Source organism: Mycobacterium sp. MAA66 (genome assembly GCF_041261665.1).
In the GTDB taxonomy this organism is placed as follows: Bacteria; Actinomycetota; Actinomycetes; order Mycobacteriales; family Mycobacteriaceae; genus Mycobacterium.
The window spans coordinates 681,777-696,041 of record NZ_JBGCCC010000002.1 but is presented as its reverse complement, the minus strand read 5'-3'; the positions used below and the strand labels follow the sequence as shown (position 1 = coordinate 696,041).

General features: G+C 65.1%; 12 protein-coding genes. 6 read left to right on the top strand and 6 right to left on the bottom strand.

Annotated elements, in window-relative coordinates; translation table 11 throughout:
* Positions 1-50: 50 nt before the first annotated feature.
* Together ppk2 and ABIA30_RS09900 are read left to right on the top strand one after the other, a co-directional pair.
* On the top strand, positions 51-917 hold the full coding sequence (gene ppk2, locus ABIA30_RS09905) for a polyphosphate kinase 2 (RefSeq protein ID WP_370064602.1): 867 nt from the start codon (positions 51-53) through the stop codon (positions 915-917).
* A 28-nt stretch (positions 918-945) separates the two neighbouring features.
* The gene (locus ABIA30_RS09900) at positions 946-1,809 is read left to right on the top strand and encodes a hypothetical protein (protein ID WP_370064600.1); all 864 of its coding nucleotides are present in this window, start codon (positions 946-948) and stop codon (positions 1,807-1,809) included.
* On the opposite strand, the gene ABIA30_RS09895 is transcribed toward ABIA30_RS09900, so the two are convergent.
* Positions 1,806-3,824: a prolyl oligopeptidase family protein gene (locus ABIA30_RS09895; RefSeq protein WP_370064598.1), complete on the bottom strand. Its 2,019-nt coding sequence runs from the start codon at positions 3,822-3,824 to the stop codon at positions 1,806-1,808. The two genes, ABIA30_RS09900 and ABIA30_RS09895, sit on opposite strands and share 4 nt — an antisense overlap.
* Before the next feature lie 34 nt (positions 3,825-3,858).
* On the opposite strand from ABIA30_RS09895, the gene ABIA30_RS09890 reads away from it, so the two are divergent.
* A complete protein-coding gene (locus ABIA30_RS09890; protein ID WP_370064596.1) occupies positions 3,859-4,353 on the top strand; it encodes a DUF779 domain-containing protein in 495 nt (164 codons plus the stop codon).
* Here ABIA30_RS09890 and ABIA30_RS09885 read toward each other — a convergent pair.
* From ABIA30_RS09885 to ABIA30_RS09870, 4 genes are all read right to left on the bottom strand, one after another.
* Positions 4,339-5,037: an anti-sigma factor domain-containing protein gene (locus tag ABIA30_RS09885; RefSeq protein WP_370064594.1), complete on the bottom strand. Its 699-nt coding sequence runs from the start codon at positions 5,035-5,037 to the stop codon at positions 4,339-4,341. The genes ABIA30_RS09890 and ABIA30_RS09885 overlap by 15 nt on opposite strands.
* On the bottom strand, positions 5,034-5,597 hold the full coding sequence (locus tag ABIA30_RS09880; RefSeq protein WP_370064592.1) for a sigma-70 family RNA polymerase sigma factor: 564 nt from the start codon (positions 5,595-5,597) through the stop codon (positions 5,034-5,036). The genes ABIA30_RS09885 and ABIA30_RS09880 overlap by 4 nt, the downstream gene beginning before the upstream one ends.
* Positions 5,598-5,752: 155 nt before the next feature.
* Positions 5,753-6,631 carry a cyclopropane mycolic acid synthase family methyltransferase gene (locus ABIA30_RS09875; RefSeq protein WP_370064590.1) on the bottom strand — a complete coding sequence of 293 codons (879 nt, stop codon included), beginning with the start codon at positions 6,629-6,631 and terminating at the stop codon, positions 5,753-5,755.
* A gap of 229 nt (positions 6,632-6,860) precedes the next feature.
* The gene (locus ABIA30_RS09870) at positions 6,861-7,511 is read right to left on the bottom strand and encodes a fasciclin domain-containing protein (RefSeq protein WP_370064588.1); all 651 of its coding nucleotides are present in this window, start codon (positions 7,509-7,511) and stop codon (positions 6,861-6,863) included.
* A 162-nt stretch (positions 7,512-7,673) separates the two neighbouring features.
* On the opposite strand from ABIA30_RS09870, the gene lpdA reads away from it, so the two are divergent.
* Positions 7,674-9,074 (top strand): dihydrolipoyl dehydrogenase, encoded by a 1,401-nt coding sequence (gene lpdA, locus ABIA30_RS09865; RefSeq protein WP_370064586.1) that lies wholly within the window; start codon positions 7,674-7,676, stop codon positions 9,072-9,074.
* Between the two features lie 2 nt (positions 9,075-9,076).
* Positions 9,077-9,346, top strand: a complete 270-nt coding sequence (locus ABIA30_RS09860) for a hypothetical protein (protein WP_370064584.1) — start codon at positions 9,077-9,079, stop codon at positions 9,344-9,346.
* 13 nt (positions 9,347-9,359) lie between these two features.
* Here ABIA30_RS09860 and ABIA30_RS09855 read toward each other — a convergent pair whose 3' ends face one another.
* Positions 9,360-9,908, bottom strand: a complete 549-nt coding sequence (locus ABIA30_RS09855; RefSeq protein WP_370064582.1) for a carboxymuconolactone decarboxylase family protein — start codon at positions 9,906-9,908, stop codon at positions 9,360-9,362.
* Between the two features lie 220 nt (positions 9,909-10,128).
* Here ABIA30_RS09855 and ABIA30_RS09850 point away from each other — a divergent pair, with 220 nt between their 5' ends.
* Positions 10,129-14,262, top strand: coding sequence for a VCBS domain-containing protein (locus ABIA30_RS09850; RefSeq protein ID WP_370064580.1), 4,134 nt, complete (start codon positions 10,129-10,131; stop codon positions 14,260-14,262).
* Positions 14,263-14,265 lie beyond the last annotated feature (3 nt).

The window sequence follows — 14,265 nt, the reverse complement described above, 5'->3', positions numbered from 1 at the left end:
GTTCACCGTCTCGTCACCAAATTGTTTGCGCTGGTCGATACCGTCAGCCGGTGATTCTCGACGCCTCCGCTGCCGACACCTATACCGTCCGCGACGATGACGATGACGATCCCGAGCTGGTGCTGCTGCCCAGCGGTGAGGTCGTCGACACCTGGCGCGAGGGCTATCCGTACGAAGAGCGGATGAACCGGCAAGAGTACGAGGAGCAGAAGCGGCTCCTGCAGATCGAGCTGCTGAAGCTGCAGAAGTGGAGCCAGGCCAACGGTCACCGGCACGTCATCGTGTTCGAGGGCCGCGACGCCGCCGGTAAGGGCGGCACCATCAAGCGATTCATGGAACACCTGAACCCGCGCGGGGCCAGGGTGGTCGCTTTGGAGAAGCCCACCGAGCGTGAGCAGACCCAGTGGTACTTCCAGCGCTACGTCAACCACCTGCCGGCCGCCGGTGAGATCCTGCTGTTCGACCGGTCCTGGTACAACCGGGCCGGTGTCGAGCGGGTAATGGGTTACTGCACTCCCAAACAGCACGCCGAATTCATCCGTCAGGCACCGCTGTTCGAGCAGATGCTGGCCAACGACGGGATCAGCCTGACCAAGCTGTGGTTCTCGGTGACGCAGGCCGAGCAGCGCACCCGCTTCACCATCCGGCAGGTCGATCCGGTGCGCCAGTGGAAGCTTTCGCCTACCGATCTGGCATCGCTGGACAAATGGGATGCCTACACCACGGCCAAGGAAGAGATGTTCGCCTGGACGGACACCGAGATTGCGCCGTGGACCGTGGTGAAGAGCAACGACAAGAAGCGTGCCCGGATCAATGCCATGCGTCATGTGCTGGGTAAATTCGACTACGAGAACAAGAATCACGACGTGGTCGGGCATGCCGACCCATTGATCGTGGGGCGGGCGCTGTCGGACTGACCGCGCCAACCCCCGGACGGGAGGGCGCGTGCGATTCGTCGCAACGCTGTTGTTATGGCTGGTGACGACGGCCGCGCTCGCGATAGCGGTGCCGGTGACGTGGGCCCAGCACACCGTCGTGAGTCGGTCCGGATACACGACACTGGCGACCAAAGCCGCCAAGGAGCCCAGCCTGCAGGGCGCTGTGGCCGGCGAACTGGCGACCCAGCTCAACACGCTGGCCACCAAAGCGGGGTACAGCACGAGTATCGACGTGCTGTCCGCGGCGGCCAACGCATACACCGGCAGCTCGGTGTTTCCCGGTCAGTTCGGGACGGTCAACGGCCTGGCACACGACTGGTTGTTCACCGACACCGCAGCCCATACGGATTCGTCGGGCCACTGGGTGGTCGACCTGTCGCCCATGCTCTCGGACAGCTCGTTGAAGGAGACGCTGACCGCGTTCGGTGTCAAGGTGCCATCGAAACTCCAGGTGCCGGTTACCGATTCGGCGGGGTTACGGCCCGGGCAGTTCCGGGTGGCGACCACGTGGGGCCCGTGGGCGAGCGTCGGGGCCTGCGTGCTGGCGGGTTTCCTGGCCTTCCTCACCTTGGGTCTGGCCCGCTCGCGCGGTAAAACACTTGCCGCCCTGGGAATTTCCGCCTTGCTGGTCGGCGCGTCCGGGTGGGCCGGCATTGAGGTGGGTCGCCCGCGCGTCAACGATGCGCTGAACCGAACCAGTGGCAACATGCGCCAGGTCGCCGATGTCATGACGGACTATGCCATCTCCGACATGCACCACTGGCTGAACATCACGCTGCTCGCCGGTGCGGGTCTGGTGGCTGTGGGCGTGTTGCTGGCGCTGTTGGGTGGGTTGTTGCGCAAGCGCAGGACTGAACCCCGCAAGGTCTAACCCAGTGTGCGGTGCAAGAATTCGTAGACCAGAGCGGCCTTGAACGCCGCCTGTGAGTTGTCCGCAGCTCCGCCGTGCCCACCCTCGATGTTCTCGTAATAGCGCACCTCATGGCCCGCGGCTTCCAGTGCCGCCGTCATCTTTCGGGCGTGGCCGGGATGTACTCGGTCGTCCCGGGTCGAGGTCGTCATCAGTAGTGGTGGGTATCGACGGCCAGTCGAGATATTTTGATATGGCGAGTATTTGGCGATGAACTCCCAATCGTCCGGGTTGTCGGGGTCGCCGTATTCGGCCATCCAGGAGGCGCCGGCCAACAGCAGGTGGTAGCGCTTCATGTCGAGCAGCGGGACGCTGCACACCAGCGCGCCGAACAGCTCCGGATATGACGTCAGCATGACACCCATCAGCAATCCGCCGTTGCTGCCGCCCTCGGCGCCCAACTGCGGCACCGTGGTGATACCGCGGGTCACCAGATCGGTTGCCACTGCAGCAAAATCCTCATAGACCAGGTGCCGACCCTCACGCATCGCCTGGGTGTGCCAGCTCGGACCGTATTCACCGCCGCCGCGGATGTTGGCCAGCACATAGGTGCCGCCCCGGGTCAGCCACAGCCGGCCCAGCACGCCGCTGTAACCGGGTACGTTCGACGACTCGAAGCCCCCGTAGCCACCCAGCAGTGTCTTGCGTGGACCTGTTGCACCTCGTTGGCCCACAACAAAATACGGGATCCTGGTGCCGTCGTCAGACGTGGCGAAATACTGCTTCACCTCGATGTCGGAGGCGTCGAAGAACGCCGGGGCGCTCTTGATCTGCGTCAGCTCACCGCCGGCATGACCCCACAACAGACGTGACGGCGAGTCGAAACCGCTTGAGTCCAGGAATATCTCATCGCCGTACTGGTCGACGTCGACCACCACCGTGTTGGTGTTGGGTGGCAGGCCTGCGACGGGCTGGCGTACCCAGCTGCCCGGTGTGACGATATCGATGCGGCTTGCCACGTCAACCAGCGTCGTGAGGATCAGCCGGTCGCGGGTCCACACGTAGCTCTCCAGGCTGGTGTGTTCGTCGGGCTCGAAAACCACAGTGAGGTCGCGGTTTCCGCTGAGGTAGTCCTCATAGCCGATGGCCAGTAGCGTGCCCGGCGCGTAGGTCAGCGTGCCGACGGTCCATTCGGTACGCGGGCGGATCAACAACCATTCGCGATGGATCGAGATGCCGGCATCGGTGGGCACGTCGATTCGGATCAGGTCCTCGCCACGCAATTCGTAGCGTTCCCGGTTGAAGAAGTCGGTGGACCGCGACAGCAGCAACCGCTCGAACCCCGGGGTGGGGTCGAATCCGGCGCCGATGCTGACGTCGCCGGGTTGGCCCTCGTAGATCGTCACGGCGTCGGCCAGCGGCTGTCCGCGGCGCCACCGCTTGGCGATTCGCGGATAGCCGGAATCGGTCATCGACCCCGGGCCGAAATCGGTGCCCACCAGCACGATGTCCGGGCCCTCCCAGCCCACGCTGGACTTGGCTTCCGGCAGGTTGAATCCGTCGGGGACGAATTGCCGTGTGATCATGTCGAATTCGCGCACCACCGTGGCATCGGCGCCGCCGCGGGACAAGCTGACCAGCGCCAGCGTCAGATCCGGCTCGATGACCTCGGCCCCGGCCCAGACCCAGTTCTCGTCCTCGTCGGCGGCCAGTTTATCGAGGTCGATCAGCACGTCCCATTCGGGTGATTCGGTGCGGTAGTGCTCCAGGGTGGTGCGCCGCCACAGGCCGCGCGGGTTGTCTGCATCGCGCCAGAAGTTGTAGAGGTACTCGCCGCGCCGCCGTACGTACGCGATGCGCGCGTCGGTGTCCATGACCTCCAGTGCTTGCGCCTTGAGTTCGTCGAACCCGTCACCACGCAGTTCCGCGAGCGTCGGCTCGTTGTGTGCGCGCACCCAGTTCAGCGCGTCGTCGCCGGTGACGTTTTCGAGCCAGAGATAGGGGTCAGTGGCCGGGGCGGGGGATTCGGAAGCCATCTGAACATTCTTACCTGCGGCGTAGGGTGGCCGTATGCCAGCTCGGGCCCTGATCACTGCCGAGGCCGCCGACCTGTTGCGCAGCTTGCAGAACCGGCACGGCGCGTTGATGTTTCACCAGTCCGGCGGCTGCTGCGATGGGTCGTCGCCGATGTGCTATCCCGACGGCGATTTCATCGTCGGTGACCGGGACGTGCTGCTAGGGGTGCTAGATGTCGGCACCGACGGTGTGCCGGTGTGGATTTCCGGCTCCCAGTTCGAAGCCTGGCAGCACACTCAGCTGATCATCGACGTGGTGCCTGGTCGCGGTGGCGGGTTCAGCCTGGAGGCCCCGGAGGGCAAACGTTTCCTGTCCCGGGGCCGGGTGTTCACCGCTGCGGAGAATGCCGAACTCACCGCGCGGCCGCCCATCACCGGGGCGCAGTATGCCGAAGGCACCCGGCCCGCCTACGACGGCACCTTGATCGTCGACCACGCCGAAGAGGCGTGTCCCGTTGCGGCGCGACCGGACGGTTCAGCGCAACGGTAGCTGGGCGAAAATGGGTCCAGTGGGCTGTTCGGAGCCCGTGCCGGGTTCAACGGTGAAGGCCAGCGCGTTGGCATGGCCCAGATCGGGAACGATGTCTGTGGTCGTCGGCCCGAACCCGGCCGCGTTGAGTGTGCCCGCCGATATCGGTTTGGCACCGCCGAGGAACCACATCTGATAGACGGTGCCGGGGGTCGGCGGGCTGACGTCGCTCAACAGCAGGACTGCGGTGTTCTTGGCACGTGAGTAGACGACCGTGGCGGTGCCGCCGGTGGTGACCCGGCTGCTGGTGGTCTGCACATCGGACGCGGTGATCACCTGTTCGGCGACCGACTTCGGCTGTTCTGGCCGCAGCGACAGGCCTGCGCCGAAGGCAACGGCTGCCACCACTGCCGCCGCAGCTACTGCTAAAACTGTTGTGCGCCAACGGTTCCACTTAGGCGAGGGCGGCTCGATAGCTGCCAACAGCCGGTCGCGTAGTTCGGGTGGCGGCTCGAGCGCGGTCGCGGTCGATGCCACGGCCATGGTTTCCCGTGCGGCCCGAACCTCTTCGCGGAAGGCCGCCGCCACCGAGGGCACGGCGGCGGCGACGCGTTGTTCGATGTCGACCCGCTCGCGATCGTTCACGGCGTGTAGCGCATACGGCACGGCCAGCGCGAGCAACTCATCGTCCATTGGTTCGGTCATGACGCACCCAGGCAGTTGCGTAGGTTACGCAGCGCATCGCGCATGCGTGCCTTGATGGTGCTCAGGTTGGCGGTCAACCGTTCGGACACCTGCGTGTAAGTGAGGCCGTTGTAGTAGGCGAGCTCGATGCACTGGCGCTGGATATCGGTGAGCGAGTCGAGGCATGCCACTACCTGGCGGCGTTCGTCGGAGAGGACCGCCGACTCTGCGACGGTGTCGGCGGGTAGGTCGACGGTCCTCACCCGGTACAGCGTGTTGCGCTGCCTGGCGGATTGTTCTGTCCGCACCCGGTCCACCGCACGACGGTGCGCGAGTGTGAGGAGCCAGGCCAGGGCAGATCCCGCGGCCGGATCGAAACTCCCAGCGCTTCGCCAGATCTGGAGGTAGACCTCCTGGGTGGTCTCCTCGCTGTAACCGGGATCGCGCAGCACACTGACGATCAGACCGAACACCCGGGCGCGCGTGCGGTCGTAGAAGGTGGCGAACGCATCCCGATCGTGGTCGGTGATCCGGCGTAACAGATCGTCAAGATCGGCCAGCGGTGGCCGCGGTCTGCTCATTGCGCTGAACGCTACGCGAATTCTGTTGGTGTGTCCGGCTGTTCTCGTACCCGGTAACAGACCCGCTTGCGACATGTCGGCTTGTCGTCGAGATTCTCGGACATCAGGTAGGAAAACCTTTCTGCTGTGGTGTCACACCAGATGTGCCGCTGGCCTTACTTGGTCAAGGTGAACTGGACGACGTCCACTTGGCCGCGGCGGAACAAGTCCGCACATCCGGTGAGGTACCGCATGTACCGCTCGTAGACCTCCTCCGATTGGATGGCGATCGCGTCGTCCCGGTGCGTCTGCAGGGCAGCTGCCCAAAGGTCGAGGGTCTCGGCGTAATGCGGTTGTAGTGATTGCTTGCGCTTGAGCGCGAAGGAGGCGTTCTCGGCGTGCTCCACAACCATCTCGGTCGACGGCAAGCGCCCGCCGGGAAATATCTCGGTGACGATGAATTTGATGAAGCGGGCCAACTCGAAGGTCAGCGTCAGGCCCAGTTCGCGGGCGTGCTTGGGATGGAACCCACAGATCGTGTGCAACAGCATCACGCCGTCGGATGGCAGTGCGTTGTAGGCCATCTTGAAGAACGCGGGGTAACGGTCGTGCCCAAAGTGCTCGAATGCGCCGATGGATACGATCCGGTCGACGGGTTCGTCGAACTGTTCCCAGCCTTGCAGCAGTATGCGCCTGCTCCGCCTGGTGCCTATGGCGTCCAGCGTCCGCTGGGCGTACGCGGCCTGGTTCCGTGACAGCGTCAGGCCCACGACGTTCACGTCGTAGCGCTCCACTGCGCGTCTCATGACGGCGCCCCAGCCGCAGCCGATGTCGAGCAGCGTCATCCCCGGCTTGAGCCCCAGTTTGCCCAAGGACAGATCGATCTTGGCGAGTTGGGCTTCCTCCAGCGTCATGTCATCGCCCAGGAAGTACGCGCAACTGTAGGTCTGTGTCTTGTCCAGAAACAGTCGGAAGAAGTCGTCGGAGAGGTCGTAATGCGATTGAACGTCCTCGAAGTGTGGCGTCAGAGGCCCTGAGATCTTGCTTTCCATCATGTTGCTGTCAGCCTTTCGGTGGGCCAGCCACAAGGCGACCGGCAGTTGTCGGGGGCGTTCCCCCAATCACGTATTCGGAGCCGACAGCCGCTTGGATGGGTGCGACTATTCGCGGGCGAACGTATCGGCTGCCCGCCGGCGCGTCAGTCCGACGGATCGGGAGCCGTCGCCGACCGGGAACCACCGGATCATCCGGCGGGCGATGATTGAATCATGGTGCGCACCAGCGCTATTGGATGTTCGGTGGCGTCAGTACCGTGTCGATCATGTACACGGTCGCATTCGCGGTGTGGACACCGCCGCAGACCAGCCCGGCCGCGTCGAACTTCAGGCCGTCGCCCTGGCCGGACACCACGACGCTGCTGCCCTGCAGCGTCTGATGGACGCCCGCGACCTGGTCGGGGCTCGATTGGCCCAGTACGACGTGGTAGGTGAGGATGCTGGTCAGCAGCGCCGAATCGGTCTTGAGCTTGTCGATGGTCGCCGGCGGGAGCTTGTCGAATGCGGCGTTGGTCGGGGCGAACACCGTGTACTCGCCGTCATTGAGGGTGTTGACCAGGTTCACGTGCGGGTTGAGTTTCCCCGACAGTGCCGAGGCCAGGGTCGAGAGCAACGGGTTGTTGGAGGCGGCGGTCGCGACAGGGTCTCTGGTCATCCCGGTCACTGATGCCGGACCGGCGGGATACTGCGCTGCGTAATCGGCGCATCCTGGGCCTATCGGGCCGGTGGCGGCCGGAGCCATCGCATAGCTGGTCGCGATGACCGAGGTAGTGGAGGCGACCGGGCCGGACTGTGATTCACCGCCCGAACAGGCGGTGAGACCTGCGATGGTGATGGCGGCGAAACTCGCCGCCGCGAGGGTTTTGGGTTCGATCGTCATGGACACGCTCACATTCGTTTGGCGCGAGCGGCGGGTGCCGCCGCATGTGCTCGGACAACAGGGGTTCGGAGCAGCGCTGCCGGCGGATAGGTTCGGTACCCGATTCTGTGTCGGTGCTGATGTGCCCTCGTGCGCCCCGCGTGGCCCATTAAGGTGTTATTCGTGACTCACTATGACGTCGTCGTTCTCGGAGCCGGTCCCGGCGGATATGTCGCCGCCATTCGTGCAGCCCAGTTGGGTTTGAGCACTGCCATCGTCGAACCGAAGTACTGGGGCGGCGTCTGCTTGAACGTCGGGTGTATCCCGTCGAAGGCACTGTTGCGCAATGCGGAGCTGGCGCACATCTTCAGCAAGGAAGCCAAGACCTTCGGTATCAGCGGCGAGGCCAGCTTCGACTTCGGTGCGGCGTTCGACCGCAGCCGCAAGGTCGCCGAGGGCCGCGTCGCAGGCGTGCACTTCCTGATGAAGAAGAACAAGATCACCGAGGTGGAGGGCTACGGCACCTTCACCGGGCCGACCTCGATGAGTGTGGCTCTCAATGCCGGTGGTACAGAAGAACTTACGTTCGCCAATGCGATCATCGCGACCGGTTCGTCGGTGCGGCTGGTGCCCGGCACCTCGCTGAGCGAGAACGTCGTCACGTACGAGAAGCAGATCATGACCCGTGAGCTGCCCGGTTCGATCATCATCGCGGGCGCGGGCGCCATCGGCATGGAGTTCGCCTACGTACTGAAGAACTACGGCGTGGACGTCACCATCGTCGAATTCCTGCCGCGGGCCCTGCCCAACGAGGACGCCGAGGTCTCCAAGGAGATCGAGAAGCAGTACAAGAAGCTGGGCGTGAAGATCCTCACCGGCACCAAGGTGGAGTCGATTGTTGATGAAGGGGCTGATGGCTCCGTCCGAGTGGTGGTCAGCAAGGACGGCAACACCGAAGAGCTCAAGGCCGACAAGGTGTTGCAGGCCATCGGTTTTGGTCCCAACGTCGAGGGCTACGGGCTGGAGAGCACCGGGGTGGCGCTGACCGAGCGCGGCGCCATCGCGATCGACGACTACATGCGCACCAACGTGCCGCACATCTACTCGATCGGTGACGTCACCGCCAAGCTGCAGCTGGCTCACGTGGCCGAGGCGCAGGGCGTGGTGGCCGCCGAGACCATTGCCGGCGCCGAGACCCTGGCGTTGGGGGACTACCGGATGATGCCGCGGGCTACCTTCTGCCAGCCGCAGGTGGCCAGCTTCGGGCTGACCGAGGAGCAGGCCCGCGCCGAGGGCTACGACGTCAAGGTCGCCAAGTTCCCGTTCACCGCCAACGGCAAGGCGCACGGCCTGGCCGACCCGACCGGTTTCGTGAAGCTGATCGCCGACGCCAAGTACGGCGAACTGCTCGGCGGACACCTGATCGGCCCGGACGTCTCCGAGCTGCTGCCCGAGCTGACCCTGGCACAGAAGTGGGACCTGACTGTCAACGAGCTGGCCCGCAACGTGCACACCCATCCGACTCTGTCGGAGGCGCTGCAGGAATGCTTCCACGGCCTGGCCGGCCACATGATCAACTTCTGACCTTGCGCAACACCGTTGTTGCCGCGATCGGCGGTCTGGTGGTCGGCCACATCGCGTGGCTGATCGCCATCTCGCTCGCGATGGACATGGACGAAGTCAGCACCTGGGTGCTGGTGGTATCGGGTGTGGTGGCTGTCGGCGGCGCTGTGGCAGTGTTCTATGCGCGAAAATTTCAGCGGCGCAAGGCTTTTGTGAAGTCGGCATTCCTGTGGTGCCTGCCGGTCCTGCCGGTGCTGATGACGGCGTGCGTGCTCGGGGTGACGTACCTCTAGCTGTGCACCGCGCTCAGTCCGGGAAATCGAGCGGAATGCGCAGCGTCGCCATGGTGGCTGCCAGCGCGTCGTATTGCCCTGCGAGCATGCAGAATTCGATGAGCTGCTTGCGGTCCAGGTACGCCGCCAGGGACTTCCAGGTCTGGTCCGAGATCGACCGGGTCACGACGAATTCGTCTGTGGCGGTGATCAATACCCGCTGCCGGTCGGTCAGACCAGCGGCATCCGGACCCTCGAAGATCCGTGCTTGGGTCTCGAAGTCCACGCCGCGGCTGCGGGCCAGCCGGCGATGTTGCTGCAGCTCGTACTCGCAGTTGCGCAGATGTCCGACGCGCAGGATCACCAACTCGGCTTCCTGACGGGACAGCTTGCCGCGGCCGAGCAGCACGCCCGAGTAGGGCAGGAATGTCAGGAACAGCAGATGATGCTGCCCGAGCACGTTGAACAGGGTGAACCGGGGCGCTCGGATGGCCTTCGCGCCGATCTTGGCGATCGCCCAGTTGAGCGGGCCGAGTTCGCGGAAGCCGCCGGGTTCGATGCGGGCCGGCTCGAAGGTGCTCACGCTTTCCGAGTCTGTCACAGGACTGCCGTTGGGTGGCGGCTGTCGTCTTTGCCGACCGTCGGTGTCGATCTCTTGACCGGTCGGATTCGGACCCGTGCAAATCAGCTGGGAAAAGCCCGGTAAATCAATGGAAAATCAGTGGGAATTAGCTGTGAATACTTTAGGGTTCCCCTTGCGGCAACAGTTTTGACGCGTTCGTCAACGATGGCAGGGGCAAAGTATGGGTGCTGGGCGGTATATCGGCCGGGTGGGTGGTCTTGCGGTGGCGCTGGGCGTCGGTGCCGCGGTCAGCTTGGGCACTGCGGTGGCGTGGGCCGACGAAGGTGCATCGTCCGGTTCGTCGTCCGGAGCATCGTCACAGGGCACGAAAGCGCAGAAGAGCCAGCACCCGCGGCCGGGTCCGCATTCGACGCGCAGCAAGGATGCGTCGAGTGATCCGGGTACCGGGGACAGCGTCACCGGTGACGGCTCGTCGGCGGGCGGCTCGACATCCGATGACCCCGCCGCGAACCCAGCGGCTGCAGCCCCCGACAAGAAGAAGCCGTCGGGCAAGCCCAGGAATCGCCAATCGACCTCGCCGCAGAACAAGCCGAAGCCCGAGGCCAAGGTCAAGGACGACCCGGCCCCGAAGGCGCCGTCGTCGGCCCCGACTGCGGCCGCGGCCACGGCAGCGCCGGCAGCGCGGCCGAGCGCGCCTGTTGCGACGGCTCGCCCCGTGGCAGTGACTCCCGTCGCGCCGTCGGCGGTGGCTGCGGTTGCGCAGGTCACTGCCACGCAGGTCGCGGCAGTCACGCCCGTGTCCGCGCCCTCGGTCCTGTCGCAGATCTCGAAAGCGTTGTTGGGTACCGGCCCGGATGGCACGCCCGCCGCCGCCCCGGCGATGTGGGTGATGGCGGCCGCCGCCCGACGTGAACTCGGCAAGACTGCCGAGGTGATCGGCGCCTCCGGTGCGGGGGCGGAAGCATTGCCCACGCCGACTGCGACGGCGGCTGTGCCGGCAGCGGCTACGCCGAATCGCAATCCGGTGATCAGTTCGGTCGGGGTGGGTAAGCCGAACACATCCACCGGTGTGGTGTCGGGTTCGGTGAAAGCCACTGACGCCGATAAGGATTCGCTGACGTACACCGCGACCGGAGCGGTCAGGGGCGCGGTGTCGATCGACTCGGCCACCGGGGTGTTCAGCTACACCCCGACGCCAGCCGCGCGGCATGCGGCATCGGCCAGCGGTGCGTCCTCGTCGGTGAAGTCGGATTCGTTCACGGTGACGGTGACTGACGACAATGGTGGTTCGGCGAGCAAGGCCGTGACGGTGGCGGTGGCCCCGGACAACAAGGCACCCACGGTCGCGCCGACGGTGGGCACGCCGGATCCGGTGACCGGTGTGGTGACCGGCAACCTGAATGTGACCGATGTCGACGGTGATGCGGTGTCGATCTCCACGACCGCCAAGCCGAAGAAGGGCACGGTCACGGTCCTTCAGGATGGCAGTTTCAGCTACAAGCCCACCGCGGCGGCGATGCACGCGGCGTCGGTGCCCAATGCGCCGGTTTCGGCCACGTCGGACACCTTCACGGTGAAAGTCGTTGATGGACACGGTGGTTCGGCCAGCCAGACGGTGGCGGTGACGATCGCGCCCGCCAATGCGGCGCCGACGGTGAGCACGGGCCCGACAGTGACCAAGACGAACGGTTCAACTGGTGTGGTGACCGGCAAGATCACCGTCGCCGACGCGGACAAGGATTCGCTGAAGTACACCGGTTCGGCAGCCAACGGCAAGGTGACCGTCAGCAGCAACGGGACATTCACCTACACCCCGACCGCGGCGGCCCGCCACGCCGCCTCCGCCGACGGCGCCACCGCAGCCGACACGACCGACACCGTTTCGATCACCGTCAGCGATGGTCATGGCGCCAGCCTGGTACAGACCGTGCCGGTCACCATCGTCGGGAAGAACACCGCACCGTCGATGAGCACGACCGCCGGAAAGGCCGACACCACAACGGGATCGGTCACCGGAACCATCAAGGTCACCGACGTCGACAAAGACACCGCAACCTATTCCGTCGTCGCCACGTCGGCCAAGGGCGGCACCGTCTCGATCGATGCGACCGGCAAGTTCACCTACACCGCGTCCGATGCGCTGCGCTACGCCGCAGGGGCCCAGGGCGCTGCCGGCTCGACCAAGACCGACACCATCACCGTCAGCGTCGCCGATGGGCACGGTGGAACCACCACCAAGACGGTCACCGTCGGGATCGCACCGCTGACGGCGCAAACACAAGGCAGCGTGACGAACACCGGGTCACTCGAGATCGCCGGAACCAGCTACAGCGCGGTGTTCAACCGGGACGGAACCCGCGCCATCATCACCACGACCACCGGGGCGGGCGGCACCAGCCCGAGCTACACCGTGGTCGACCCGCGGACGGCCGGCAAGATCGGCACCGCGATCGCCGTGGCCGGCACCCCGTGGAAGGTGGAGTTCTCCGCCGATGGCACTCGCGCCGTTGTCTACACCGACGGCAAAGACGCCTCCGGCAATGTCACCACAAATGTCGCGGTCATCAACGCAGTCAGTGGCATCCAGCTCGGATCCACAGTCTCGCTGTCCGGAACCATCAGCACCGCTTTGCCTTTCAGTGCCCAGGGTGACCGCGTGGTTGTCGTCGCCCACAGCACCGACGCCTCCAACAACAACACCGCACGGCTGGCGGTGGTCGATCTGCAGACCGGACTGCAGGTGGGTACCACGTCCACGTTCACCGGTGACTCCGACGACTCATCGGTCAAGGTGCAGCTGAACGCGCAGGGCACTCGCGCGGTCGTCACAGTTGAGACGAAGAGCGCCAACGCCAACCTGTCGACGGCGCTGAGCGTCATCGACACCGGCACCGGTATGCAACTGGGCAGCACCGGCGTCTTCGCCGGCCAGTCCTATGGCGGGGTGCAGCTCAGCGCCGACGGCAGCCGTGCGGTGCTCGCGGTCGCCAATTTCGTCGTCGACAGTGCCACCAACACGGTCACTGCGAACAACACCGTCGTGACGGTCTATGACCTGGCCACCGGAACCACGAGCACCTATGGCCAGGACGGCATCGGCTCGGCCCGGTTGAGTGCGGACGGCTCCCGGCTGGTGGTCAACACCGGCACGACCAGCGCGACCGGCTCATACATCGGCCTGATCTCCACGTACAACACCCTGACCGGTCTTCAGGTGGGAACCGGCGTTCAGCTGAGCGGGCTCACGACGTACCTGCCACCGCAATTCGTCGGCGATCAGACTCACGTGGTCGTCGGTGTCTACTCCTTGGTGTCGGTCAACGGTGCCAACTACATCAGCAATGCCGGCACGGTCGTCATCGACACCAGCACCGGTAAGCAAGTGGGCGACATCGTCCGGATCACCGGGGAGCCGATCTTCGATGGCTCGATCCCGGTCAACGTCCAGCTCAACGCCGGCGGCAGCAGGGCCGTGATCACCACCGTCTCGAATGGTGTCACGCGCATCGCCGTGGTGGACACCGCGACCGGTAAGCAGGTCGGCAAGGTGTTCAGCGTGACGGGCACAGTTCAGGTCGGCAGCGTCGACATGCTGCCGGTGTTCACCGCCGACGGCAAGACCGCGATCGTCACCGCGTTCACCGGCAGCGACGCCAAGGGCTACACCACCCACGTCGCCGTGCTGAGCCTGGTCACCGGCGCGCAGACCGGCAAGACGGTCAACGTCGCCGGCGGCGTGGACACCGCCGATGGTAACTGGTATCCCGTTGTGCAACTGGGTACTTCGGACACCCGGGTCTTGATCACGACCTTCGCCGGTGACTATGACAATGGCTTCACCAGCCGGGTCGCGATGATCAACACGCTGACCGGGGCCCAGCTCGGTTCGGCGCGCACCTATACCGGGGACTGGCCGGCCTGGACGCAGTTCAGCGACGACGGCAACCGCGTGTTGGTCGAGACCGACTCCGGTTGGGGTACGTCGAAGGCCCGCAGCGTGCTCACGCTGTTCGATGCCTACACCGGTACTCAAATGGGTGCTGCCACGGCGTATCCCGCGGACGGTTGGACCTGGGGCACGTTCTACAACGACGGCAGCCGGCTGGCCATGACCGGGGTCTCCGGGGATGATGCCCACGGATACAGCACCAGAATCACTGTGGTGGACCCGATTTCGGGTGCGGTGATCGGCAGTCCGCTGACCATCGTCGGTAACGGCGAAAGCACCGTGTTCGGCGCCGACAACGGACAGATGTTGGTCACCACGGTGACCGGCAACGACTCCACCGGCTACACCACGACGGTGTCCTTCGTGACGATCAGCAAGGGCGGTTCGGCGGTGTTGAGTACCTAGGAC